Origin of the sequence: Pseudoalteromonas sp. CnMc7-15 (assembly GCF_022347925.1) — a bacterium.
In the GTDB taxonomy this organism is placed as follows: domain Bacteria; phylum Pseudomonadota; class Gammaproteobacteria; order Enterobacterales; family Alteromonadaceae; genus Pseudoalteromonas; species Pseudoalteromonas ruthenica.
Map to the genome: position 1 here is coordinate 101,092 of NZ_JAKRFT010000007.1, position 25,992 is coordinate 127,083.

Sequence of the window (25,992 nt, forward strand, 5' to 3'; positions counted from 1 at the left end):
AAGCCTAGTCTACTCCCTATACACCAAAAGGAGATAGCGATGAAAGAATTTACTTTACATACCCCAGAGACCGCGCCAGAAAGCAGCAAACCCTTACTAGAGAAGTCACAACAAGCTTTTGGTAGTATTCCTAATTTGCACGCAGTCATGGCCGAATCGCCACAGCTTTTACACGGATACCAAGTATTGCATGAAGCCTTTTTAAACAGCTCATTCAATAATGCCGAAAAAACAGTGGTATGGCAGAGTATTAACGTTGAACACGAATGTCATTACTGTGTCCCTGCGCACTCAGCTATTGCCAAATCAATGAAGGTAGATGACGACCTTAATCAGGCTTTGCGTGACCAGGCGCCATTAGGTGATGACAAGCTAGAAGTACTGCGTGATACCACGCTCGAAATTGTGCGTCAGCGTGGTCACTTGAGCGATGAACAAAGTAAGACCTTTTTCGCTGCCGGCTATAGTCAGCAGAATTTATTGGATATTATTCTTGCTCTTAGCCAAAAAGTGATGAGTAACTACGTAAATCACCTCGCCGACACACCACTGGACGATGCCTTTAAACCTTTTGCCTAGCACCATAAAAAGGGCTGCGTTTGCAGCCCTATTCAGTTTTTATATTTGCGCACCTTGGTGCGCGTCGTCAGCACGCCAACCATAATGTTGCGCCAATTGTGCAGCCTGTTGAGGCACATCGGTTGCTACAAACTGCTGATGCAATACCTGAACGCCAATCATGTGATTAATCACCGCATCCAACTGCACCTTCAATGCATCATCAGTGTCAGGGGCATCGTGAAGGGCAAATAAATCCGCCACAGCTTGCGGGTCTAACAGGCCCGATTGTGCTAATGCCTCGTCGCTTAGGTACTTGTCAGCTAACTGCTTCATCGCTTGCCACTTTTTCTCATCGGTGTGAGCGGGCGGCGCCATAAAAGCAAACTTTTCCCGTTTGTATAAGGTCTCCGGCAGTAACCCTTTCATTGCCTCACGTAACACGTATTTTTCTTTGTTGTCTTTAATACGCAGATGAGGAGGGATGTTAAAAGCAAACTCAGCAAGGTGATGATCTAAGAACGCTGGCCGCGCTTCCATCGAGTTAGCCATATCGACTCTGTCACCACCCCAGGTGAGAATCTGCCCTTCGAGCATGGTTTTAATCCATACATACTGCGCCTTATCGAGAGGGTGACGCCCTGCTAACATATCGTTGTCAAAGGTGTCCGCAATGGCTTTGCCAGCATCGTAATCAGCTAAGGCTGTTTTATGTTGCTCAGCCACCAACCCATCGGCGAACTCACCACAAGCCAGCCAAGGTTGTAAACAACTGGGGGTAAAACCAACTAGGCTTTCCAAGGCCTCATTACGACACTCATTGCGCGAGAGCATCGCGCCCTTAAAGAGCTTATTGGTTTTTTGTAACATGCTCTGCCACTTTGCGCGCTCATCGGCATCCACTTCATCCATACCGTAGAGGAATAAGTCGTTACGGAACGAAGGATAGCCAGCAAAGAGCTCATCGGACCCTTCTCCAGTCATCACCACTTTATAGTTTACGTCGTTCACCTGCTGGCTCATGAGGTATTTTGCCACACCTAAGGTGTTGTAAATGGTGCGCTCGGTATGCCATAAGGTGCGCTCAAAATGACTGTAAAGCTCATCACCGCTGAGTGACATGATGTGATGATCGGCCTGCGTGGCTTCGGCCATTTCTTTTGCTATGGGGGTTTCATCATAATCGTCGCTATCAAAGCCGATGGTGAATGCCTTGATAGGTTGCTGACTCGCCGCCGAAGAGAGCCCAAGAATCGCGCAAGAATCAATGCCACCAGACAGGTAACAACCAACTGGCACGTCTGCTGTTAAACGCAGCTGCACCGCTTCTAGTAACTTTTCGCGGACTCCTTGTATATACAACTGTTCATCGGCGTCATTTTGGTGCTCCTCAGCGCGGGGAAAGTTAACGTCCCAATAGCGGTTATCCGTTATTTGCCACTGCCCATTTTGCCGTTTAAAACTGACAACATGACCCGGCTTGACTTGGTGTACGTCAGCGAATGCCGTGCTCCCCGGCACCATCACTTGAATAAGCTGATGATAGAGCCCAGCACTGGAAAACTGTCGCTTAACCTTGGGGTGCGCAAACAGCACTTTTAACTCTGAGCCAAACACCACTTCGTCTTGTGTTTGCGTGTAATACAGGGGCTTTATCCCGAAGCGATCACGCACTAAATGCAGCGTGTCTTCTTTGTTGTCATACAGTGCAAAAGCAAACTCCCCACGCAGTTGCTCCAGCATCGCTTGCATCCCTTGGCGCTGATAAAGATGGAGCACAATTTCTGAGTCACTTTTCGATTGGAAACGAGCGCCTTGAGCCACTAAGTCGGCTCGAATTCGGGCATAATCATAGAACTCGCCGTTGTGTGTAAGCATCAGTTGCTCATCACTGTTCATAAAAGGCTGTCGTGCTCGTTGCTCATTCAGGTCAATAATAGAAAGGCGGGCATGACTAAAGCCGATGCCTTTACCCTCAATACGACGGTAGCCGAAACCATCGGGGCCGCGATGGTGTTGGATAGCCGCCATATTGACAAGCAGCTGTGGATCAATGGATTGAGTTGGATCGAGATTAAATACTCCCGCTATACCGCACATGTAAAATCCTTACTAAATTAAACTGCTAGCTAAATGACATCCATCACTGTATCGGCTCGCTGCACCATACAAGTGAGAAGTGCCATGCGTAAAAATACTGCGCCTCGCGCTTGGGAGAAATACCAATTATGAGGCGTATCATCTAAACAGGTGGAGAGCTCTTCACCTCGAGCTAAAGGGTGCAAGATGATGGCGTCTTTTTTCAGCTGAGATTTGCAATTGAGGCCGTATTTTTTGCCATAGGTTTCAAAGCTATCGCCTACCCAAGCAATGGCATTGATGTACACCACATCTAGCTGAGGCAGAATCTCATCCATCTCCTTGCTGGTACGAATATGGATACCGGCATCGATGAGTTGCTGTTTTTGGCCAGAGTCGAATATGGTGTTTTCATCTTGGTCGTTGAGTAATACTATTTCATCGACAATCTCGGGGAAATGCACAAACATTTTAAGCAGACTACGCACCGTGCGCATTTGATTCGGAACACCAACAATGCCGATTTTGAGCTGGCGAAAATCCTCATGCTCTGGATTAAGTAGCGCTGGGCACCATTTGAAAATAGTGTATAGGTCGGACATTGCTTGTGTTGGGTGTTCATCAATACCGTTACCGGCATTAATAATAGGAATACGCAGCGGCCCAACCATCTCCGCTATAGACTCATTGGCATTGTCTCGCAGTACCACACAGTCGCCGTAGTTATTAAACATCTCTGCGACATCGGCGAGAGACTCCCCTTTGGCAATCCCTGTAGAGGAGCGATCAGTAATTGACATGATATCGCCACCTAGGCGATGCCAGGCACTTTCGAATGATAGCCGCGTACGCGTACTTGGTTCATAAAAAGCACTGATGAGAATCTTCCCTTGCAGCGGCGAGCGATAGCGTGCAGGGTTACTTTCATATTTCGCAGCCAGACGAAATAGCTGCACCAAAATATCGCGGTTCAACTGATCAGCACTGATGATATGCTGATTTTCGACTTGATGGAGTAAGTCTCCATCCTCTTCAATTGCTCGTAATAACGCCTTCGGATGAGCATCACCGTAAACATCAGGGCGAGCTCTATCAAAAGCGGCTTTTTCAATGGCGAGGGCACTTACCATAATTTTCCCTTAATATGATCGCGAACAAATAAGGTCACGAGTAAAATAGGACACAACAACGCCAGCACCAGAGCGGCGTATATCAACAGAGAAAACAAACTGCTAGAGATCATGATTGTCCTCCGTTGGTGTCTTTAGTTGCTGCCAATTAAAGGGCGTGTTATTCAGCTTGCATGCAATGATGCAAACCACCAAGGACACGGCACAGGAAATTAATGCCGCGACGTAAAAACCAATTGCAAAGTAACCAATCAACCCACTTATTGTGCCCAAGAGCATGGCCAAACCAGCACTTTTACCAATTAAGCGGCGGTAATATAAGCCAAGTACGATGGGCCAAATGGTGCTTGCAACGAACGCACCGGCAAAATTAAGTAAGGCACCCAGAGTCGCTAGTTTGGGCAGGCACAATACCCATGTAGCGACCCCCAGAATGACAATAACTCGCTTGCCGATACGCATTAACGTTTCAGAGTCAGCATCAGGATTAATATGCTTGTTATAAATATCCTGAGTAATAAGGTCAGAGGTGGCTGCTAAAAGTGAATCAAGACTCGAGGCAAGCGCGGAGAAAACAATGATAAACAGTAAAATAGCGCCCCCATAACCAAGCACATTTGCCGCCACCATGGGGCCGACCATATCCGCACTGGGAGGGAAAATACCTAAGGTTGGCGCGGCAAGGGCAATAAACCCTGTCACTATGGGTATCGGTAACCATAATAATCCGGCGGTGAAGTACGCTTTTTTAGCGGTATCAACACGAAAGGCGAAAGCCCGTGACCACCATACGTTAGAGTGAAAGATCTCTCCTAAGCCAAAAAAGATGTTGTTAAACAAAAACAGTAATGCCGCAGGAAACAATAAATCCAACAGCATGGGATGCTCTGCGGCGAGGTTCTGATGCACCGTTTCCAAGCTGTAGTTATCGATCACCACACCAGCCACAATGATCACGCCAATCACGATAATCAGCGCTTGAATAAAATCGGTAGCAATCACCGCGCGCATCCCACCGAATAAGGTGTATAGCACGCACATGGTGAGGATTACAGTCATCCCCAAGTGATAATCTAGGCCACTGAGTGATTCCAGCAAAATCCCCCCTGCCATGCCTAAACTGACTAGCCAGCTAAAGGCGTAAACCAAGGAAATAATGAGAAATATGCGCCAGCTAAAGCGACCAAAGCGTAAGCGAATAAAATCGCCACTGGTAAACCCTGTGGGCAACAGCCGCTTAATGCGTTGACTAAGCGGTGCAAATAACAGCAGCCCTAACGCGGCCAAGGAGTAACCTACCATCCCCCAAATACCAAATTGGTACGTCAATTGTGGTGCCACCAAGGTGGTATTACTGGTGACCCAGGTTGCCATAGCGGTTGCGGTTGCAAAGGCAAAGCCAACATTACGTCCTGCCAAAGCAAAGTCTTCATGGGATTTAATATGACGTCCAAGCCACCAGCCGAAAACAACCCAAACGATAGCAAAAATAGCGGTGATAATGAGCGCAGTTTGCGTATCTAACATGCTACTTCCTAAGAATCCGGCGCTCGGTTATCGGCTACATAGCCCCGCATTAGCACCACGAACAAAGCGATGAAAAGCACCAAGCCAAGCGTAAATAGCGGCCAAACCAAAGCCATACTGTGGTGCTGCACAACAACAGTGGCGCTGTCGCTGAGCGCTTGACCCTCTGCAACTAAATTAACGGTGTAATGACCCTCTGCCAAACCACTAATAGTGACAGCTTGCTGGCCGTTGACTGCAGCTTCTATGGGAAACAGGTGGGAATCAGATTCAATATGCAAGTACGCATTGGCTAATATTGAGGTGAGTTCTTGCTCACTAAGGGCCAAGGACGGTGCAGCACGCAACTTTACATCAAAGTAGCCGGCGCTAACGTTCTGCTCTGCGGGTTCAATAACAATAGGACGCTGACTCTGCGCACCAGCCACACCCAATCCCATTGCAAGCGCAAAGATGGTGAAGCTTACCAATACACACTGACTTAGTAATTTCATACTGCCGCAGGCGTCCCTAATGCGTAAAAATTAACCCTAACACTCAAATTTTTTGAATTCAAACTAAGCATTTAATTAAAAAAGTTTAGTGAAATAAGCCTAGTACATCTTTATGCAATTGCTGTTAACCCACTTTTTTATTTGAGTTATTAGCAATTTTTGTGACTTTTTTATCGCCTTTACGCGTCGCTTTGACTAACCCAGAACTGGTTGCTTGGGTGGCAACGCAGGCCAGCAACAAGTTGGCTCCGGCCTCTACGTCATGCCAATGCGACCACTCATCAGGGGCATGGCTTATGCCATTGACCGAAGGGATAAATATCAGCCCAGTTTCTGTGAGACTGGTAAAAAACTGACAATCATGGCCTGCACCACTGGGCATACGTTGATAGTTCAGCCCCAGCTGCTGCGCTTGCTCGGCAATAAAGTCTGTTAACACAGGGCTGCAATGCTGCGGTGCTAACCAACTTACCTGCTCGTATTCAAACATTAATTGATGGCGTCGAGCGATAGCAGAAAGGGCTTTACGGCAGGCTTGGCTCAACGCCTCCATGATATGTTGGTCCATATCACGAACCACTAAGGTGAAATCCACCTCACCGGCAATAGTGTGGGCAAACCCGGGCTTTAACTCAGCTTTGCCTACGGTAATACGGCTGTACTCAGTGCCATCTTCATCAATAATACGGTTTATTTCATGGGCAAAATCTGCCAGCCCCATAAACGCATCAGAACGCATTTCCATCGGCGCGGTGCCCGCATGGTCGGCCTTACCCACCAGCTTCACAATCCACTTAAATACACCAGAAATGCCATCAACAACGCCAATTTGTATACCAGTTTGGTCAAGCACAGGGCCTTGTTCGATATGCAGTTCAATAAAGCATTTTAAATCCTCTGGGCTAAATGCTGCGCTCAGCGCTTGCATAGGATCAAGGCCGCAACTTTTCATAGCGTCACTAAGTAGGTAGCCGTCTGCATCATGCATAGTGAGAATATCGTGCGGGGTTAATTTGCCCGTCAGTGCTTGCGCACCAAACATCCCGCCAAAGCGCCCTTCTTCTTCTGCAGTGGCGACTACCCGCACAGGGTGCTTCAAGGCAACGTCATGGTGTTTCAATACCCGCAAACATTCGAGCCCAGCAATCACCCCCAAAGTACCATCAAACATGCCCCCCGCAGGCACGGAGTCAAGGTGTGAGCCGACTACAACCGCACTGGTATTTTCCGGTCCATACTCAATGTGTATATTGCCTGCACCATCCATGTGGGTGCGAAAGCCTTCGCTTTGGGCCAAATCCATAAGCCAATTGCGCGCCTCAAAATCGGCAGCGCTAAAGCCAGGACGATAAATTCCCTTATCTTCCTCGTTATACCCGATCCGCGACAAAGTAAATAAAGTTTCTTTTAAGCGTTCGATATTAACGTTGTACATACTCCCTCCAAAAGCAGAACAGCTGTCCCCTCAGTGTAGAAGAAAGCGCCTGTTTGTCAGGTGAACACGTCATATTGCCTGTTATTTCCGACACATGGGCTTATTAGTAAGGAAAGACACAACAGCAAACTGGTCTGAGTTGTACTTAAAACACAAACAATATGTGGAAAAGTTAATGCGAACCATTATCATACGCACCTTCTTGAATAGGAGCACATTGTGAAAAGCAGTACAATTTACTCATTATTACTATGCAGTTTTTATGTTTCCGCCAACCCCTCTTCTCTTCAAGAGCCCATTCAAGAAATAGAAGTGATCGCCGTTGAGGGTCAGCAGCTGTATTTAAAGAAGCGTGAAATCGAGCATGCCAAAGGGTTTAGCAACGCCGATATTTTCTCCACCTTTGCCAGCATTGATGCCAACAATTTGCGTAATGAAGCGGGGGCACTCGATATTGGTATTCGCGGCGTGCAAGGCGAAGGGCGAGTACCGATTTTTATTGATGGAAGTTTACAATCGACCCACACTAACCGGGGGTATATGGGTACTTCTGAGCGCACCTACATTGATTCAGATCTCCTCAGTACAGTGCACATCAGCAAAGGAACCAGTGTCAATGCAGCGCCTTTCTCAGCCGGTGCGATTGGTGGTTCCGTGACTATGACCACGCTAACACCCGCTGATATTGTTAGTGGAGGTAAGCAGTATGGTGGGCTAATTAAGCTTAAAACCTACAACAACAATAAAATGCCCAACGTCAGCGATGATGCAAGGCAACAAAGTTATTATCAGATTAGCAATGACAGCGATGTCACCGATTTTAATCACGGCTCTGTGCTTGTAGCCTCTGCGTTCGCCGGTCCACAACTCAGCGCTGTACTTGCGTACAGCGATAAGAAAACAGGGAACTACTTTGCCGGCTCTCATGGCTACCACGAATTTGTCGAGTACAACGATTGGGGCGACGTTTTACCGCCAGTAAACCGTGGCGGTGAAGTGGTTAATACTAGCTTTGAGAGTCAATCGGCTCTGGCCAAACTGAGCTACCAGCCCAGCGATGAGCACCTATTTGAACTCAATACCCGCCACCATCAGCAAAAAGCCGGGGAGATGCTCGCGTCTTATTGGTATAAACAGCGGGCTGACGATATTTGGCAACTTCCAGATGGCTCTTGGGAAGTCATGCCCGAAGGCGTCGAAACCATGCCACAGTGGCAGCCCGGCACGGCACAGGTTAATACAGTGAGTGCTAGCTACCGTTTTCTACCGACAAATAATGCGCTTCTCGATGTTCGCGTGAACGCTTGGAGCACACATGCCAAGTTAGAACAATACAATGCGCTAGGCAGTAACTTTGGCCCCAATGCCCTGCAATACTTCCACAAATACACGAATAAACGTCATGGTATTGGCGCATACAATACCGCCTCTTTGATGCTCGCCAACACGTTACCGACTACGCTCACTTATGGCTTGTCTTGGCAATCTGAACGTTTGCAGCCAGAAAAGGACGCTGCCAATTACTTTTATGGCGACCAGCCCACTTCTCGCAATGGTAAACAAGTGAAGCGCAGTGCGTTTATAGATGCTGAATTTGATCTTGCGCCGTTCGAGCTAGCCCTTAACTTTAACCATCACGATTCCGAAACTGAAGATTACCAAGGTCATTACAGACTCGAGTTCAACGGCAAAACTGACGCAATCGCACAGCTAACCTATAGCTTTTCCAATAACGCCTATGTATTGGCTAAATATAGCAGCGCCTATCGCATGCCGAATGTCTATGAAACAACCGTCTCCAATGAGGTGTTTTCATATTCACCTTACTACCCACTCTCACCGGAGCAAACGAAATCATTTGAGCTAGCTCTGGGTCAGCAACTCTCCGACTTATTAACGCCAAAGGACACCCTTGCCTGGTCAGCCACCTATTTCCACACTCGTATTGATGACATGCTAGGAACCGCGCAGTTGGCCAATCCAGACCCTCAGGCGCAGGGATGGCAAAAATCAGCATTCACCTTTAGCAATTACGATAGCTTTACCCTTCCAGGTATTGAATTAACAGTTAATTATCGCGGTGCCCAATTCTATGGCTCTATCGCTTATACCCAATATACGGGGGCTCAGATCTGCGCCACTGATGCGGCTGCGTTTAACGACGCTCAGCGCTGCAGTGCGCAAGGTTTCTCTGGCAGCCTAACGCCACTGCGTATTCCACCGAAACGAAAGTTGGTTGCCACTCTAGGTAAAACCTTCTTTGCTGATACGCTTGATGCAGGCCTAATTTACAAGGGGCATTCGCAAAAATATCATCCGGGCGGATTTTTAGTAGGCACCGGAGTTGATGCATTACAAAGGATTCCTGCCAGTTACCAGCTAGATATGTACCTTGACTACAAGATAAGTGACGCACTATCAAGCTCCCTTGCTATCACTAACGTCACCGATCGATACGTGGTTTCCTCGGGATCAATTGTTGCCATGCCAGAGCCGGGACGAACTGTCACGGTCGCTTTGGAAGTGAAACTTTGATGGTCACTCACCAGTGCCACCATGCGCTGGTGACTTACATTCACACCTTATACCTATAAACCGTTTAAAGACTACCCGGAGTAATACATGACCCATAGCGATACCCTACTCTCTCGCAGTGAACGCCTTAAGCAAAGCACTCACGACTTGCATGAGAAAATTGATACCACCATTATGGCCAAGCACCCCTTCGAAAGTACCGAAAACTATTTACGCTTCCTGTCTTTGCAGTTTTATTTTCTACGCGATGTGGAGGTTCTTTACACTCATCCCGCATTGCTTGAATGCATTGATGATCTGCCCATGCGCTCACGCATCAGGTTATTGGAGCAAGATTTTTTCGACCTCGGCTATCCTTTACCCAGTGGTCGTTTAGAGCCAGTGTTAAGTGATACCACAGAATTAGCTCGCGCTTTAGGTTGGCTGTACGTGGTAGAGGGCTCTAAAGTGGGCGCGGCGATGCTGGGTCAGCAAGTACAAAAGAAGTTATCTTTGAATGGTGAATACGGCGCACGCTTTCTTGCTGGACCGGGTGCAGGACGTGGCAGTGCCTGGCGACATCTAGTACACTTAATTGACAATATTGAGCTCGATGCGTACCAAGAAGAAGCCATTGTGTTTGGCGCGCGTCAAGCATTTACGCGCTTTCAGCTTTATCAAGCACAAGTGTATTCAGGGTAACGGAAGTACAAGTGAGCAAAACCACTGCTGCGGGTCTGATGACCCGCTATAAAAACTACTGCTTACAAGGCCTAGGGCTTGGTTTTGTTGGCCTCGGTATCATTGGTATTGCGCTGCCAGTGATGCCCACCACCATTTTCTTTATTCTCGCCTTGGCATGTTTCACTCATTCCTCACAACGCTTGGAAGAATGGCTACTGAATCACGCGCGCTTCGGGCCAATTTTACACAACTGGCAGAGCCATAAAGTAGTGCCACATAAAGCCAAGTGGCTCGCCGCGATAGGAATGAGCATAGGCCTATATTTTATGATGCATTCCTCTGCCCCGACGTGGGCTGTTGCGATAGTTGCGGCAATTGAAGCCTTGGTATTGGCCTATTTAGCTTATTGCCCAAGCTATCCTCAACAACCTGCGCACCGCGCTCGCGCCATCATTGCCGTTGTAAGCGCTGTGCTATTCCTAGGTGGGTGTTACCTTATGGCCTGGCTAATGAATAAATTTTAGTCATCCTCTTCACATGTTCTCGCTTAAACTTTAAGCTAGCTAAGGAAGGTGTTTCGCACCGCCATTTTTTATTACTGTAAACAAGGATGTATTATGCTTAAAACCATACCACTGATACTGGCGCTGGCAGCCAGTGCTTCAATTGAAGCCAAAGAGGTGATTCACGCCGATGTGAAAGTGCACTACCTAGTAAGCCAAGACGGGGAGCAGCTTTGGCAGCCACTTGATACCATAAATACCCCCCGCTACCCTATTGAACTAGCACGGGATGGAATTGCTGGCTGTGCAGTTGTAGGCTTTGATATTAGCCCTGAAGGCAAGCCTAAAAATATCGAGGTCATTGCTCGCCAGCCACAGCGTCATGCTCGGGAGCTTCGTAAAGCAACACGCGAGTACATTCGCAATTGGCAATTGCCATCCAGAGAAAGTAGCGAGGATCTGCCTATGGCTTTACGCTTCGATTATTGCATTGGCGGTAAAAACGACGAACAAGCCCAGGCTTTATGCGCTAAGGCGATTACCAAACCCTGCGCTTAGCCACGATCAATTATGCGCCACAAGCCCATCGTTATTGTGCTTATTACTGTTACGGCGATGTGGCTTGCTTGGCAGAAATTATTACCAATCGAGCAACAAACGCACGAAACCAGCACACCAAGGGTTACAAGCTCAACGAGCTTTACGGTTGATAAAGAACCAGTGCTATCACTCAGTGATGCGTCCACTTCACTAGCAAAGCCCAGCATCCATCAATGCACCAACGAATTGGCCCAGTATGAAAATCAACGACTCAGGTATTTCACCACTTTGAACTACCAGGCCCTATTACGCCAAGGGTACTCCTTAGATCAAGTCACTCTCGCTATCGCGCACTTTCTCGGGCCAGGCCATGCAACAACATGGCGCTATCAACAATTAAAAGCCAATACGCAAATGGCGCAGCGAATCGCGACTGCCAGCCAACAGTTCAGTGAAAATACCGCAACGGAGCTACTCGTTCAGCCGCACTCTCCACAACCTTGGCTACTGGAAAAGTTAGCTCATCCTTCATTCTCCCTCGCGCCAGGGCAACAGTTATATGTCGACGATATAGCCTGGCTAATTAGTAATATTGACATTTTAGATGCGCAGATTGTCGCCGTTATTAAGCACTTTGATGACATTAACCTCGTCGTATCACAAGATTATGCTGATGCCTTGCGGTTAATTGATTTAGCCGCCAGAGCAGGACGAACGGAGGTGGTTAAAGCCCTATTAAACGAAGGGGCCGCGCTGAGTGACGACAATTATCTGCCTTCCACATTAGAGTGGGCAATATGGGGGTTGAGTAACGCTCCACAGTCTCGTTGGCCGGATTATGTCGAGGTGATTGAGTTATTGACCAGCCAGGGGGCTAGAGCAGCATTTATCTACAACGAAAAGGGCGACATTATTGAAGCGCAGGGGCGTCTCTTTAAATTGACCGCTGAGCGCATACAGCAAATATATACTCACCACCAACTCGATTTTGACAGCCTATGGCAAAGAGATGCTTTGCACTTGGACCTTGCTCAGCCGCTGATTCAGCAACTGCAGGAGCGCGCCGACCAGCAACTGGTTATGAGCCAACAGTTGAAGAACCGTTTAAGCCAGTGCCCCAGTTTACTGAGAGAGTTTCGTACTGACTGGCAACCGCTCGGGTTAGCGCATGTTCTGGCACAGGTGAGTTACGAAGACGACGTTGATTTGGCCGCGTTGAATGCTCGCTCCGTGCAACTTTACGAGTGTTACACCCGCAACCAAGCGCGCAACGCCGAGCGTACCGTTCATCACAGCCAAGCTGCAAAAGCTTATTTAAAGGTGCTGCGCAGAGAGGGGTTAGAGGCCGCCTTAGCATCGTTATATCAGCAACCACTCACCGAAGCGTTACGCCGAGATCTATTTTACGCCTCACTGAGCCGCGTCGGGGCACAGTCATTCACACGACTGCAGAGCTCACAACTGGGTCAATCCCAGCTGGACTACGTGCGCTTGCCCGCAGGTTTGACGCTCCCGCAACTACGGGAGTATTTGCCGCGATTCGATAGTCACGGACATTCGCTACTGTATTATGCGATTAGCCACTACGATACCGAGCTACTAACGCAATTAGTGGCCGCTGGAGTCCCCTACCATCAAGGCATAACCGCGATGGATCCGCTTGCCCTGAGCCTACAGGGCATTGAGCTATTCGCGGGCCAAGCACCGAGCTTGCAGGTACTCGATGAGGTGATGACCTATCAGCCTTCGCTTACATCCTGGCACCGTAGTATGTTGGCACTCATCGCCCGCAAAAACCCAACACTATACCAGCAGTTGCACACTCGTCACCCACAGCTACGCCATCAAGACGCGCCACTGCCTGAGTATGACTGTAGCAGCCAGTTTTAGCTAAGCTGCTTGCCCTCACTAAAAGTCAAAGCCGATGGCCACTCGATTCCAGCCGTTAATTTGAATAATAACCGCGCATAAAGCCACTATTTGCTCTGCACGGTAATGCGCTTGCAGCCTTTGTATATCAGCCTCCATCGATTCATGCCTCGTAAGTGAGGTTAATGCCTCAGCCCATTGCAGCGCCGCCCATTGAGTCGCTGTAAAAGTTGATGCCGCTGGCGAGTTTAGCAATGCAGCTATCGTCGCCTCAGTAATATTGCTTTGCTGGGCTTCACGAGTATGCATGGCAATACAAAAGCGGCAGCCATTAATAGCCGACACCCGCAAACGCACCATATGTATTAACTCTGGCTCAAGTTGATGCTCTGCGGATTCGGTCATCGCCATCAATGCTTCAGGGAGTTGTGGTAATAGTTGATAAAGCTGCTGCTGAGATAGCATGGTTAGTTCCTCCTATGAATAATCACTATCAGCTTACAGCGCGCCACAGTGGAACACTTGAACGTTTACGTCATTTCATTCTTTTAAAACGAACGAAATAGCGTAATTTAACTAATTTTCATTCTCTCATGTTAAACCTATAGTGATTACATCGCCACTGCGGTGGCACACTTTTATCGAGGAGAGAACCATGAATATCATTAACATCACCCACACCGAAGCCTTTAACAACATTACCAAGCTACTTGCTCGTTTTGCCTTAGCGGCGCTGTTTATACTCACTGGACTCAGTAAGGTTGAGTTTTACGATGCGACCGCCCAGTACATGGCAACAATGGGTGTACCCGGCGTCTTACTGCCTTTAGTTATCGCTCTTGAGGTGATTGGCGGCGCAATGGTGGTACTAGGTCTACTTACCCGCTTAACCGCGCTGGCCTTCGCCATTTTTAGTATCGTCAGCGCCCTGCTATTCCACTTTGACTTGGGTGAGCAAACACAGTTTTTGATGTTTTATAAAAATATCGCCATTGCCGGTGGCTTTTTAGCTCTCGCAGCTAGTGGCGCAGGAAAATACAGCCTAGATCAGCTATTACTTAAAGACCGCAGTTAAGAGCACAGAGCCAGTGCTAAGGCGCTGGCTCACCCCATATACTATGGCAAAAATACTAGAAGCAACGCAGCACGATATTGGCGGCCTCACGGTCAAGCGGATACTGCCGCACCTAGAAAAGAAAATGGTTGGCCCCTTTATCTTCTTTGACCATATGGGCCCCACCACCTTTGCACCTGGACAAGGTGTGAATGTTCGCCCGCACCCACACATAGGTCTCTCTACCCTCACCTACTTATTTACTGGCAGCTTGTTACATCGCGACTCGCTAGGAAATCACGTTGAAGTAAGCCCTGGCGATGTTAATTGGATGACCGCAGGGCGCGGTATCGTCCATTCTGAACGCGAGTCGATAGAAGTCCGGGCCAGTCACCACGATATAAATGGCTTACAATACTGGGTCGCGCTACCGCCAACTTTATGTGAAATTGCGCCTAGTTTTACACATATCAATAAGGCCGCCTTGCCACAGCGTATTGTTGATGGGGTCACCATGCGCCTTATTGCTGGCGATGCCTTTGCTATGAGTTCCCCGGTAAAAACCTACTCACCGCTGTTTTACCTCGATATTATCGCCACGGCTCATAGCCGTATTGCGCACCCTAACCCGCTGCAAGAAGCGGCCATCTACGTTATTTTTGGCGCTGTCGAAGTAGGCGAGATCACTGCAACAGCTCATCAGTTTGTGCTTCTGCAAGAGGGGGACACCGAGCTCAAATGCCAAAGTGACTGTCGCTTTATTCTGCTCGGTGGCAATGCCTTTAATAAAGCGCCTTATTTGCACTGGAATTTTGTTGCTTACAACCGCGAGCGCATCGAGCAAGCTAAATCGGATTGGCAACAACGCCTCTTTGCCGATATTCCCGGAGACGATAACGAGTTTATACCGTTGTAATTAGTTTGTAGTTCCGCCACTCTAAGTGGCCTAACCGTGATTGAGTAGGATAACCTATGTTATTGATGGCCCTTATTTATTTGGGAGCAGCGATTATTGCTGTGCCGCTTGCTAAACGCCTTGGTTTGGGCTCGGTATTAGGTTATCTGCTCGCCGGTATCCTAATTGGCCCCTATGCCTTGGGCTTGGTCGGCGACCAAACAGAGGTGATGCACTTTGCCGAATTTGGCGTAGTGATGATGCTCTTTCTCGTCGGTCTAGAACTGCACCCGGCACGGCTTTGGCGCATGCGTCATGCCATTCTCGGCCTGGGTGGCTTACAAGTCACTTTAACGGCGGCAGTACTATTTGCCCTGTGTTACTGGCTGTTGCCATTACCTTGGCAAAGCGCATTAGCCATTGGCTTGATGCTGGCGCTGTCATCCACCGCCATCGTCTTACAATCGCTCGAAGAAAAAGGCTGGTTGCGTATTGAAGCGGGACAAAACGCATTTTCGGTGCTGTTATTTCAGGATATCGCCGTTATACCCATGCTCGCCCTACTGCCACTGTTGGCGTTTGCACCCACGTCCGCGCCAACGGCCCATAGTAACCTTATTGAAGACTTGCCAGTACTGGCGCAAGTAGGTATTTCCACCACTCTTATTGCCGCAATTATTCTCGCCGGCAAGTATGTATCCGCACCGCTGTTTAGGTTTATAGCGGAAACCCGTATGCGCGAAATCTTCACTGTGTTTGCGCTGTTCTTAGTGGTGGCGATCGCTTTGCTTATGCAGCTGGTGGGGCTGTCCCCGGCGTTAGGCACCTTTCTCGCGGGCGTGGTACTGGCAGAGAGTGACTTTCGTCATGAGTTAGAAGCCGATATCGAACCCTTTAAGGGGTTATTATTGGGGCTATTTTTTGTTGCCGTTGGCGCCAATATCGATTTTGCCTTGTTGGCTGACAACTTCGCTGACGTGTTGCTAATGGTGTTGATACTAATCACCGTTAAGGCAGTGATTCTATTTGCCCTTGCCCATATATTTAAGCTTGCAAGTGGTCACAAGCTGCTATTTACCCTGGCGCTCGCTCAAGGGGGTGAATTTGCTTTTGTGTTGCTGACCACTTCTTCATCACTGCAAATCTTAACCACCGAGCAAGTCAATCTAGTGACCTTAGTGGTGGCCATTTCGATGTTGATGGCCCCCCTTTTACTGATCCTTTATGAACGCTTACAACGTCGCAGCAATAGCAGTAATACACCGGCCTATGATAAACCCGAGCACATCGCAGCCAGCAAAAATGTGATCATCGCTGGTTATGGTCGCTTTGGCCAGGTCATAGGGCGCTTACTCAGCGCTCAAGGCTACGATATCACCGTGCTAGACCATAGCCCTAGCCAAATCGAGTTGTTGCGACGCTTTGGTACGCAAGTTTTCTACGGCGATGCGGGCCGCAAAGAATTACTCGATGCTGCAGGTGCTGAACATGCGCAAATGCTCGTTATTGCCATTGATGATGCCGATAAAACCTTGGCCATTATCGAGCTGGCGAAAAAACATTATCCGCACCTGAAATTGGTCGCTCGCGCACGTGATAGACGCCATGCTTACCAATTGATTGGTGCCGATATTGATGCCTTTAATCGTGAAACAGTCGACTCCGCCATTAACCTTGCCGTTGAGTCACTGCAACTACTAGGAAATAGCGAGCCCGATGCACAACGCGCTGGTGAGCTATTTCGCAACCATGATCGGGAATCGCTATTGCAATTGGCTGAGTTGTGGGGCGATGATCACAGTTATGGTGTCGCGGTACGCCAGCGTATGGACGATTTAAAACATGTGTTAGCGCAAGATAAGCAAGCACAGCAGAAACTCAATACCTGTGATAATGGTGATTGTTAAGTGTTAAGAATAACGTTAGAACAGTGGCGCATGTTTCGCGCCGTGGTGGAATATGGCGGCTTCAACCAAGCGGCCGCAGGCGTGCATAAAAGCCAGTCCAGTATCCATAATGCCGTGGCAAAAATAGAGGCCGCTTTAGGCGTGAAGCTATTTACCGTGCATGGCCGTAAAACCACCCTGACCGAGGCCGGTAATATGATGCTGCGCCGCGCTCAGTACCTGCTTGATGAGGCCGCCAAGGTCGAAGCCATGGGCCATACTCTAGGTGAAGGCATTGAATCACAATTGCGTATTGCCGTTGACGAGTTACTCCCCAAAGAGCTGCTCTTCAGTGTGCTTGAAGCCACCAGCAGCCAGTTCCCGCTGCTGCGCATTGAACTGTTTGAATCGGTATTAGCCGGTGCCAACGAACTACTGCAAGACAATAAAGTGGATATCGCCATCTCGCCATTGGCCAATGATGATTTTTGTGAGGAGCTTGGCCACTTTGAGTTTATCGCGGTTGCGCATCCGCAGCACGCATTGCAGCAAATCCCCCGCGCCCTCACCTTTGAAGATCTCAAAGCACATCGGCAAATCGTGGTGCGCGATTCAGCGCTAAATGCGCAGCAAAGCTCCGGTTGGCTTGGCGCTGAGCAGCGCTGGACGGTCAGCCATTTACACACCTCTATCAATATGATCAGCAAAGGGTTGGGCTTTGCCTGGCTGCCCCGCATCGCTATTACCGAGCAGCTTGAGCAGGGCACCCTTAAGGCGCTTAATATTGCCGGCGCAGACACCCGTACGGCGTTGTTATATCTGCTCTTTAAAGATGGCGATAATCTCGGCCCCGCCGCGCGTACATTTATTGGTGAGCTGCGCTACCGACTGATGGCAGACGAATAAGCCCGAGGCCTCAAGCAAATACATTCGTTAAAAACGAACGCTAAGTACTTTTTTAACTCATTTTATTCACTTTTGTATGCTCTTAAACTGGCTCTATCAACATACTTTTGGAGTCTACTATGAACTATATTCGTCGCGCTGAGCAGCGAGGTCAGGTTAATCTAGGTTGGTTGCAAAGCCAGCATAGCTTTTCATTCGGCCATTACTATGACCCTCAGCATATGGGCCTGTCCACCTTACGCGTTATTAACGAGGATAAGGTGGAACCGGGCCAAGGCTTTGCCACCCATGGCCACCGCGATATGGAAATCATTTCCTATGTCATTGAGGGCGCTTTAACCCATCAAGATAGCCAGGGCAACACTTTTACCCTCACTGCCGGCGAAGTACAACGAATGAGTGCCGGCAGCGGCATTATGCACAGCGAATATAACGCCTCGCAAAGCGAACATGCGCATTTCCTACAAATTTGGATTCTGCCAAAGTTTAAAGGGATCACCCCCAGTTATGAGCAACGGCGCATACCACAGCAGGGGGCGATGACCCCGCTAGTGACGCCGCAAGGTGAAGGCAACACCCTAAGCATTAACCAGCAAACGCGCTTATCGCGGCTGATGCTCACCGCGCAGCAAAAGTTTCGCTTACAAAGCGGTACTAACCTTGGCTATGTGCATATTGTCAAAGGTGCATTAACAGCCGATGGCGCGCATTTTTCTAGCGGCGATGGATTTGCCTTGGAGCGCGAGCAAAGCATAGATCTACAGGCTGAAAGCGCGCTAGAAGCATTGTATTTCGAGCTGCCTTAATGACCTTACTGACTCTTGCTGTTATCGCTTTGGTCGTGGTGCTGACCGGCATTTCCAAATCCGGATTTGCTGGCGCCCTCGGGGTGTTTGCTGTGCCTCTGTTACTGCTGGTAATGCCGGCGGTGGATGCTATCGCCCTGATGCTGCCAATTTTAATTGTTGCTGATGTATTGAGCTTAAAAAGCTACTGGCGTCAGTGGCGGGGGGATTTAATTACCCAGCTATTACCTGCGGTGATATTGGGTGTAATTGTCGCGCAGTGGCTCATTACTGCGATCGATGGGCGCTGGTTAAGCGCCGCTATCGCCACTTTTAGTGCAGGTTTTGCCATTCGCAGCCTATTTTTTGCGAATACTCGTTATGCGTTGTTGGCCAGTCATTGGGGAGCGAAAGCGATGGGCCTGCTCTCTGGTCTCGCCAGCACCTTGGTTCATGCCGGCGGCCCACCACTGATTATGTACTTTAATGCTAAAGCACTGCCGCCCCGCCACTATGTTGCCACCGCCGCTGCCCTGTTTGCACTGATGAATGGCGTAAAACTGATTGCCTTTAGCAGCCAAGGGTTGTTAACCCTCGATATCCTGCTGCTCGCCCTGGCTTTCTCCCCTTTGGCGCTAGTAGGTAATTGGCTGGGGGTCAAAATTCAGCAAAGGTTCGACGCCCAGCGTTTTGTGCGGGTGATGAATGGGTTACTGCTGTTACTGGCCGCCGTGTTATTTATCAAGCTCATGCTCAGTTAACAAAAAAAAGCCACAGCAATGCTGTGGCCTAATGTTATAGATACTTTAGCCACCACTGATGATGAGTGCGCTTGTAATCGCTAAACCACTTCACAGGCAAGTAAAGAGCCACGGCAAGCACCACAGCGATAAGCCATATCCAAGCAATGTGATTAACCCCCACATACTCGCCCTGGTTATTTCCCACCAGCCAATAAGCAGCTTGGTACAATGCCAGTAACACGTACAAATGGACGACGTAAAAGAACATGGGTACCGAACCAAAGGTACGCAATATGTTAGTGGCGCTTCCCAGCGGCTTTTCAAAGACATAGAGGCCGACAAACATACCCGCCAGAGTAATGAGTAAAAAGCTCAAAGAGGGGGGATACTTAGTGATATTGAAAATCGACATAGTCGTTTGCATCGCCGAGTCGAAAGAATGCCAAGGCAATGTTTCACCATAAATATTGCCACCGCGTAACAAAGCAAAGAGCAACACACAGATTAACGCAAGCCCTAATAGCCAAGCCTGACGTCGTGGCATCGCGATACCTTTGCCATACAGCGGTCCGGCACAATAACCAAGCAAGATTACGCCAATCCATGGTAACACTGGATAACTGACCTTCACATTGAGCCAACTTGTTTCCAAGATGTAGCCGCGATCATGCAAAATACGCCACAGCGTATACCCCCACTCATTTTTATTAAACTCGATAGGGGTGAGCATGTTATGAGTAAATACAATGGTTAAACCTAAGGTCAGCAACACCGGCATAGGTAGCTTGTGCAATATCGCCAGCACCAGCATACACAGGCCAATCGCCCACATAACCTGTAGCCATAGGGTATGGTAACTGCCCATCCACGAGTAGCTAATCAGGGTTACTTCAAGGGCTATAATAAAAAGCCCACGTTTGAGCAAAAACCCGGTGGCACTGCGTGGTTGGCCTTGCCTGGCGTGCTGATATAACCACGCCGACATGCCAGTTAAAAATATAAATGCAGGCGCGCAAAAATGAGCGGCGAAACGACTCCAAAATAACCCCGGCGAAGTCGTTTCTATGACCATAGGGTCGCTCACTTGCATGTGTAAAAAGAAACGCTCACGCACGTGATCCACCAGCATCAGCAGAATCACCACACCGCGCATAATATCAATGCTATGAATACGCTTCTTTAGCTGCTCAGAAGTCATAACCGACACTCAGTTTAAACTGTGTTGGCGCACCCGGATACGCCCACATAGCATTGTAACTACTGGCAATATAGTGCTCATTAAAAATGTTATCGACATTCAGCGCCACCGATAGCTGCTGTGATGCAAACCATTTTGCGTATAGACCAACAAGTTGGTAGCTGGGAATACGAAAACTGAGATCGGCGGGGTCGCCCAGGCGGTCAGAGTTATACTTGTAATGAGCCCCTACTTTTATGTCTTGCTGCCACAGTGTCAGGGCATGGTTTATAGCCACAGCAGCATTATGCTTGGGTACGTTTACCAGCGGGCTGCCTTTGGGTATCGGTACTAACCAGTCAGCGTTAATTACGTCGTTGGCCGTTTTCGCATCAACATAGGCATAAGACAAGATGTAATCGGTGTTACTACCGAGCGAGCCGGATAAATCAAGCTCAACGCCTCGGCTATTCGCCTCGCCTACCGGCGCTGAGTAACCGACATTGATTGGATCAGACACCAGCATGTTACTCTTGGTCGCATCAAACCACGCCAGCGTACCGCTAAGGTGTTCGGTACTAAATTTTATTCCGACCTCAAACGAGTCACTTTCCTCAAAGCCAAACGGCTTGCCGTTGGCATCGGTGCCACTGAGCGGTAAAAAGCCTTCTGAATAGCTGGCATATAAATTAATAGCGCTATTAACGTCGTAAACCACACCAAAGCGCGGGCTTATACGATTTTTAGTGCTTTTTGAAGCCACCCCAGACTTGGTTTCGAAAATATCTTGGGCTATTTCATCAAATCTGAGCCCGAGCATCACTTTTAGCGAATCACCTAGGTCGAGCTGATCTTGTACATAGATACCATAGGCATCTTGCTGTTCATTGTTCTCATATTGCATGCTCACATCAGGGCCCGGCATAGAGTTATAATCAGGCTCGAATATATCTAGGGTATAGGTGGAGTAGCCACCTCGATACCGATATAGGCCCGTGCGCAACTCATAGTCATAACCATCCACACCGAGCAACACATGGTTAGTAATGCCGGCAACCCCAAAGTGGCCGCTTAGCTCGATACGTGCCGATAGATCATCAGACTTATAGTCGCGATAACGATGCTGACGCGTGAGGGTACGACCATCATCGTATACAGACTGTCTTGACGGCGACAATTCCGCATCAGAAGAATAACCCGTTAATGTACCCGTTCGATAACTGGCACCGACAAGCAGTGACCAATCGCTATTTAAATCATTATGATATTGCAGCTGGTGGCCGCGCGAATGTACCTTGGTAGGTGTATCGTTGGGGTTTCCTAAAAATCGCGATTCAGGCAGGGTTTCAATATCACCATTTAAAACCACAATACCGCGATCGTACATTTGCTGCTGATCAACATACTCAAACTCATAGGTCAGTGAAGAGTCATCCCCCACTTGGTAGTACAGGGACGGCGTAATTGCGAACTTGTCATGGTGCACATAATCCCGGTAACTATCACTGTCTTGCCAAGCCCCGTTGATGCGAAAAGCCACATCGTCGTTAACTGCGTTCGTGTAATCTCCTTGCACACGCGTGTGATTGTCACTGCCTATCTCAGCTTGTAACTGTCCTTGCTGATAAAACTGTGGCTTTTTAGTAATAATATTAACTGTACCGCCCGGCTCTGAGCGCCCATATAATGCCGAGCCTGGCCCCTTAAGTACCTCAATATATTCAATATTGGATACGTCTCGCGGCCCAGCAAAGCCACGGCCACCGCTGAAACCATTGATAAGGTACCCCGAGGGCATATTTTCGTTGCCCGACAGGCCACGAATTGAATAGCTATCCCACAGCGCGCCACCATTATTTTTGCGCGAGATACTGGCAGAGAAATCAAGGGCATCACGAAAACGTGTAATGCCGTTATCGGAAATTAAGTCTTTGCCCAGTGTGGTAATTGATTGTGGCAACTCTTGTGCGGGAATATCACCGCGAAAAGCTTGCTTGTGCTCAACGGTAATCGTTTCTATGTCATTGTTTTGCTGTGCAAATGCCCAACTCGGCAAAGCCAGCACTAAAAGCGAAAGTGGATACTTCATAACATCACCCAAGTAGAATTTGTTATATCATAACAAATGATATAAAGTAACAAAATGCTTGTATGATAAATATGACTTATCGCGACCAACCGATGCAGTGATGGGCTAATTCTTATGGATAGGTTAAAGCGGCTCTGCGCTACCCATCAGATAGCTAGTGCCAGGGAGTTTGGTTTTCTATATACAACAGGGCCAACATGTCTTCCTCATCGTCGTCCATGCCCTGTTCAATGAACCCAAACTGGCTGTAAAACTGCTTCGCAACAGGGTTGGAGGGGTTATAGCAAATTTCAATTTCTGTGATCTGTGGCTGTTCTTTAATTTCGGCAATGGCCAACGTTAAGGCATAACGGCCATACCCTTGGCGCTGATAGCGCTCGTCAATCATAAACCGCCAGATTGAGACTTTGTGCGCACTTTCCTGTACCCACATAAAGAACCCGATAGGCTGCTCACCCAAGTAAATTGCCCGGGTGCTATAGCCGCTATTAAATTGCGCTTCAACTAAGGACCACATATTACAGGCCACATAATCTTGTTGCTGCTCACTTACATCAAGATCACATACGGCCTCATAGTTGCCTTTAGTAATCGCGCGCAACGACAAACTTATTGCTCCCATGTTGCGACCCTCTTTTTAGCGTTAGCAATGGTTTGAGCGTAATTTGCAGGGATGGGCATCACTTTAAACGGGCTGACATTAGCGCCACCGGTGTTGCCCCTAGGTACCCAGCCCAAGGCGGTTTTGCTGGCGGCTCCGAGAATCCGCACAAGTTGCCCCGTAAACTCTGGTAAAACGCGGTTACACCACGCCCAACGGAGTATCAACATATGCACATAGGTATGCCAATAGGTGGACTCTTGACCCAATACATGGGCATTTTGTAAGTGAAAAAATTGCTTATTGGGGTCGTTGGCATACTCTGCTTGGCGTGCATACACCAACTCACGTAACACACTAAACCGAATGGCTTGACTAAAGGTCATGGACGCTCTTAAAAGTGAACAAACTTTCACCTAGCATACTACTTAGAGTTAGCTCCAAGGCAAGCATTAAATGGTGACTTCTTAATCGCTGAGCTGTACTCGCAATTGTTTTAAGGTATGTTGACTAAACACACTCACGTGATTTGCTCGTAGCAGTGCACTCACGACCCCTTGCCCCGGCACCTTGCGAGCACCAAACTCGCCATTGTAAATGGTATTGCTACCACAGGAAGGGCTCGATTCTGTTAACACCGCATAGCGAATGTCGTGCTGTTTGCACAATGCTAGTGCCTGGCGAGCGCCTTGCAAAAATACCGCTGTGACATCCTCACCATCTGCGGTCACTATTTTAGCGCGCCCTGCGAGCACATCATCGCCATCACCCCCTACAATTTCTGCTGCCGCTCTGGGAATCGGCAAGCCCGCAGCAACCTCTGGGCACAATGGCATGATATGACAATGGCTACGCAGCCATTGCATATGTTCGCACTCTGCACTTACGCAGGTGGCGTTATAACGCACTTTACTGCCCAACAGGCAGGCATTCACTAAAACTGGGGTCATCACGATAATAAATGGCTGATATCAGCCAGTAACTTAGCGAAAATATCAGCGCTCGGCTAGTAAGGTGCTGTAATGACCCGTAATGGTTAATAATTTTGAGGGTGTTGTACTAATTGGCATGCTTTTTCGGCTTTTTTACTATGTGTCAGAATCATCAACTCAGCGGCCAAGTAGCCGCATTTGCGCAGCTCTCGCTCTGTTTTTCGCCGTTGGATATTCTCAATTCATTGCCTAAGTTAACAACTCTGCCTTGGGTTCCTCATGTAAATACCCAACATTATCAGGGCCAGTGGGATGTTGTTCCGTTACGTTGCCAAGCCCACCATAAAAGCGCCCATGAGATCTTACAAAGCTTTAGTATTGACCAAGGCGAACATTGGACCAACTTACCGTTATTACAAAACAGTCATGCGCTTGTTGAGGTGTTGGCGAGTCTGCCTTGTCCGGTAAAAGCTGTGCGACTCATGCGCTTACGAGCCGGCGCGGAAATAAAACCCCACCAAGACCCAGGGCTCGCACTGGAATTCGGCGAGGCCAGATTACACTTGCCATTGCGTAGCGACGAGCACCTTATATTCAACGTAGCTGATCACCGTGTGCCGATGCAGTGCGGAGAGCTTTGGTATCTCAATGCCAACATGACACATAGCGTGCACAACCGCAGTACTGAAGACCGCATCAATGTGGTGATCGACTGCCAAAGTAACGCCTGGCTTACTCACCAAGTTTATAACAGTGCTAATTGCCTGTGGGTGTAAGCGTCATCGCGAAACCACTGTTGCATAACGGGAAACCCCTGTGGTTGTTCGGGTGCAAGACACATAAACCAACTATAAAGTAGCGGCACACCTGGGCCTGGGTTAGTGCTAAAGGCAGTAATTAAGTTAGCGGCAGCGCCGCGATAGCCGTGTTCGTGAAACACGACACTAGGCGGCAGACCTATCGCTTGAAGTGCTGCCCACGACCACGCCATTGCCGCCATTTCTTCGCCGCCTTGGTGCCCCCATTGTTTAACATCACCGCTGAGTGTGGCGCGGTGATGTCGGTCTGTAACCGCTAAGTGCCCAGCCTCATGGAGTAAATCCCCTTCATGGGCTAAGCGCTTTTTATCAATCACTAATATCCCTTGATGAATATTGATACCCGGAAGAAAGCTCTCTTCAGTCACTGGAGCAAAGCGATAAGGCAGCTCGATATCATCGAAGAACTGCAAAATAGCAGGCAAGTGAGTGTGCACCATGATTACCTCGTCAACTGTTGTGATACTTGCAGCTTACAGCGGCGACACTCACGCTTGCTATTACAGGCCATTACCCGGTTTTTGAGCTTAATGCCGCGTAGAGAGTATCTAAATGTTTCACTAAGTCGAGGCCTAAATCGGTTAAATAACCCCCATCGGGACTATCGGTAATGCCTTTATCGAACAACCGCTGCGCGGCATCACGCAACGTTGCATCAGCATCACTGTGTACCTTTATGCCCTGCATGTGGCTAGCACGTGGAAACTTTGCCAACAGCTCCATTTCATCAATCATGGTTTTATTTATGCGCACGGTGATTCCTTATAATTGTT

Annotated in this window: 25 protein-coding genes and 1 pseudogene; 13 read left to right on the top strand and 13 right to left on the bottom strand. The window is 48.6% G+C overall.

What is annotated here, in order from left to right:
- Positions 1-39 precede the first annotated feature (39 nt).
- Positions 40-579 (top strand): carboxymuconolactone decarboxylase family protein, encoded by a 540-nt coding sequence (locus tag MHM95_RS16830; protein ID WP_022944946.1) that lies wholly within the window; start codon positions 40-42, stop codon positions 577-579.
- Positions 580-618: 39 nt separating this feature from the next.
- On the opposite strand, the gene asnB is transcribed toward MHM95_RS16830, so the two are convergent.
- The 5 genes from asnB to MHM95_RS16855 all read right to left on the bottom strand — a co-directional run bounded on the left by asnB (position 619) and on the right by MHM95_RS16855 (position 7,223).
- Positions 619-2,658 carry an asparagine synthase (glutamine-hydrolyzing) gene (gene asnB, locus MHM95_RS16835; RefSeq protein WP_022944945.1) on the bottom strand — a complete coding sequence of 680 codons (2,040 nt, stop codon included), beginning with the start codon at positions 2,656-2,658 and terminating at the stop codon, positions 619-621.
- Positions 2,659-2,687: 29 nt separating this feature from the next.
- Positions 2,688-3,767: an aspartate carbamoyltransferase gene (locus tag MHM95_RS16840; protein ID WP_239385843.1), complete on the bottom strand. Its 1,080-nt coding sequence runs from the start codon at positions 3,765-3,767 to the stop codon at positions 2,688-2,690.
- A 102-nt stretch (positions 3,768-3,869) separates the two neighbouring features.
- On the bottom strand, positions 3,870-5,294 hold the full coding sequence (locus tag MHM95_RS16845) for an urea transporter (protein WP_239385844.1): 1,425 nt from the start codon (positions 5,292-5,294) through the stop codon (positions 3,870-3,872).
- Between the two features lie 8 nt (positions 5,295-5,302).
- Positions 5,303-5,788: a hypothetical protein gene (locus MHM95_RS16850; RefSeq protein WP_239385845.1), complete on the bottom strand. Its 486-nt coding sequence runs from the start codon at positions 5,786-5,788 to the stop codon at positions 5,303-5,305.
- Positions 5,789-5,912: 124 nt separating this feature from the next.
- Positions 5,913-7,223, bottom strand: a complete 1,311-nt coding sequence (locus tag MHM95_RS16855) for a Zn-dependent hydrolase (RefSeq protein ID WP_239385846.1) — start codon at positions 7,221-7,223, stop codon at positions 5,913-5,915.
- Positions 7,224-7,442: 219 nt separating this feature from the next.
- Here MHM95_RS16855 and MHM95_RS18895 point away from each other — a divergent pair, with 219 nt between their 5' ends.
- The 5 genes and pseudogenes from MHM95_RS18895 to MHM95_RS16880 all read left to right on the top strand — a co-directional run bounded on the left by MHM95_RS18895 (position 7,443) and on the right by MHM95_RS16880 (position 13,354).
- Positions 7,443-9,758, top strand: a complete 2,316-nt coding sequence (locus tag MHM95_RS18895) for a TonB-dependent receptor (protein WP_239385847.1) — start codon at positions 7,443-7,445, stop codon at positions 9,756-9,758.
- 87 nt (positions 9,759-9,845) lie between these two features.
- The gene (locus MHM95_RS16865; protein WP_235420010.1) at positions 9,846-10,439 is read left to right on the top strand and encodes a biliverdin-producing heme oxygenase; all 594 of its coding nucleotides are present in this window, start codon (positions 9,846-9,848) and stop codon (positions 10,437-10,439) included.
- Between the two features lie 38 nt (positions 10,440-10,477).
- Positions 10,478-10,822 (top strand): annotated as a pseudogene (locus MHM95_RS16870) (YbaN family protein); the annotation flags it as partial.
- A 216-nt stretch (positions 10,823-11,038) separates the two neighbouring features.
- The gene (locus tag MHM95_RS16875; protein WP_239385848.1) at positions 11,039-11,482 is read left to right on the top strand and encodes an energy transducer TonB; all 444 of its coding nucleotides are present in this window, start codon (positions 11,039-11,041) and stop codon (positions 11,480-11,482) included.
- A gap of 12 nt (positions 11,483-11,494) precedes the next feature.
- Complete coding sequence (locus MHM95_RS16880; protein ID WP_239385849.1) at positions 11,495-13,354, top strand: hypothetical protein; 1,860 nt, start codon at positions 11,495-11,497, stop codon at positions 13,352-13,354.
- Positions 13,355-13,372: 18 nt separating this feature from the next.
- Here MHM95_RS16880 and MHM95_RS16885 read toward each other — a convergent pair whose 3' ends face one another.
- Positions 13,373-13,798 (bottom strand): carboxymuconolactone decarboxylase family protein, encoded by a 426-nt coding sequence (locus tag MHM95_RS16885; protein WP_239385850.1) that lies wholly within the window; start codon positions 13,796-13,798, stop codon positions 13,373-13,375.
- 190 nt (positions 13,799-13,988) lie between these two features.
- On the opposite strand from MHM95_RS16885, the gene MHM95_RS16890 reads away from it, so the two are divergent.
- The 6 genes from MHM95_RS16890 to MHM95_RS16915 all read left to right on the top strand — a co-directional run bounded on the left by MHM95_RS16890 (position 13,989) and on the right by MHM95_RS16915 (position 19,620).
- Positions 13,989-14,408, top strand: coding sequence for a DoxX family protein (locus tag MHM95_RS16890; protein WP_022944934.1), 420 nt, complete (start codon positions 13,989-13,991; stop codon positions 14,406-14,408).
- 43 nt (positions 14,409-14,451) lie between these two features.
- Positions 14,452-15,303 carry a pirin family protein gene (locus MHM95_RS16895; RefSeq protein WP_239385851.1) on the top strand — a complete coding sequence of 284 codons (852 nt, stop codon included), beginning with the start codon at positions 14,452-14,454 and terminating at the stop codon, positions 15,301-15,303.
- A gap of 56 nt (positions 15,304-15,359) precedes the next feature.
- Positions 15,360-17,189, top strand: coding sequence for a monovalent cation:proton antiporter-2 (CPA2) family protein (locus MHM95_RS16900; protein ID WP_239385852.1), 1,830 nt, complete (start codon positions 15,360-15,362; stop codon positions 17,187-17,189).
- A complete protein-coding gene (locus MHM95_RS16905) occupies positions 17,190-18,074 on the top strand; it encodes a LysR family transcriptional regulator (protein WP_138548759.1) in 885 nt (294 codons plus the stop codon).
- A gap of 119 nt (positions 18,075-18,193) precedes the next feature.
- A complete protein-coding gene (locus tag MHM95_RS16910; protein ID WP_239385853.1) occupies positions 18,194-18,880 on the top strand; it encodes a pirin family protein in 687 nt (228 codons plus the stop codon).
- Positions 18,880-19,620 carry a sulfite exporter TauE/SafE family protein gene (locus MHM95_RS16915; protein ID WP_239385854.1) on the top strand — a complete coding sequence of 247 codons (741 nt, stop codon included), beginning with the start codon at positions 18,880-18,882 and terminating at the stop codon, positions 19,618-19,620. The genes MHM95_RS16910 and MHM95_RS16915 overlap by 1 nt, the downstream gene beginning before the upstream one ends.
- A 34-nt stretch (positions 19,621-19,654) precedes the next feature.
- On the opposite strand, the gene MHM95_RS16920 is transcribed toward MHM95_RS16915, so the two are convergent.
- From MHM95_RS16920 to MHM95_RS16940, 5 genes are all read right to left on the bottom strand, one after another.
- Complete coding sequence (locus tag MHM95_RS16920) at positions 19,655-20,800, bottom strand: heparan-alpha-glucosaminide N-acetyltransferase domain-containing protein (RefSeq protein ID WP_239385855.1); 1,146 nt, start codon at positions 20,798-20,800, stop codon at positions 19,655-19,657.
- Complete coding sequence (locus tag MHM95_RS16925) at positions 20,790-22,868, bottom strand: TonB-dependent siderophore receptor (RefSeq protein ID WP_239385856.1); 2,079 nt, start codon at positions 22,866-22,868, stop codon at positions 20,790-20,792. Before MHM95_RS16925 ends, MHM95_RS16920 begins: the two co-directional genes overlap by 11 nt.
- Positions 22,869-23,022: 154 nt before the next feature.
- Positions 23,023-23,481 (bottom strand): GNAT family N-acetyltransferase, encoded by a 459-nt coding sequence (locus MHM95_RS16930; protein ID WP_026111105.1) that lies wholly within the window; start codon positions 23,479-23,481, stop codon positions 23,023-23,025.
- A complete protein-coding gene (locus MHM95_RS16935; RefSeq protein WP_239385857.1) occupies positions 23,478-23,855 on the bottom strand; it encodes a DUF3703 domain-containing protein in 378 nt (125 codons plus the stop codon). The genes MHM95_RS16930 and MHM95_RS16935 overlap by 4 nt, the downstream gene beginning before the upstream one ends.
- 81 nt (positions 23,856-23,936) lie before the next feature.
- A complete protein-coding gene (locus MHM95_RS16940) occupies positions 23,937-24,419 on the bottom strand; it encodes a DUF523 domain-containing protein (RefSeq protein ID WP_239385892.1) in 483 nt (160 codons plus the stop codon).
- A 140-nt stretch (positions 24,420-24,559) separates the two neighbouring features.
- Between MHM95_RS16940 and MHM95_RS16945 the strand changes: the two genes are divergently transcribed.
- Positions 24,560-25,177 carry an aspartyl/asparaginyl beta-hydroxylase domain-containing protein gene (locus MHM95_RS16945; RefSeq protein ID WP_239385858.1) on the top strand — a complete coding sequence of 206 codons (618 nt, stop codon included), beginning with the start codon at positions 24,560-24,562 and terminating at the stop codon, positions 25,175-25,177.
- On the opposite strand, the gene MHM95_RS16950 is transcribed toward MHM95_RS16945, so the two are convergent.
- Together MHM95_RS16950 and MHM95_RS16955 are read right to left on the bottom strand one after the other, a co-directional pair.
- Positions 25,147-25,659: a hypothetical protein gene (locus MHM95_RS16950; protein ID WP_045979438.1), complete on the bottom strand. Its 513-nt coding sequence runs from the start codon at positions 25,657-25,659 to the stop codon at positions 25,147-25,149. The two genes, MHM95_RS16945 and MHM95_RS16950, sit on opposite strands and share 31 nt — an antisense overlap.
- Before the next feature lie 70 nt (positions 25,660-25,729).
- Positions 25,730-25,972 (bottom strand): TIGR02647 family protein, encoded by a 243-nt coding sequence (locus MHM95_RS16955; protein ID WP_138548752.1) that lies wholly within the window; start codon positions 25,970-25,972, stop codon positions 25,730-25,732.
- Between the last annotated feature and the right edge of the window lie 20 nt (positions 25,973-25,992).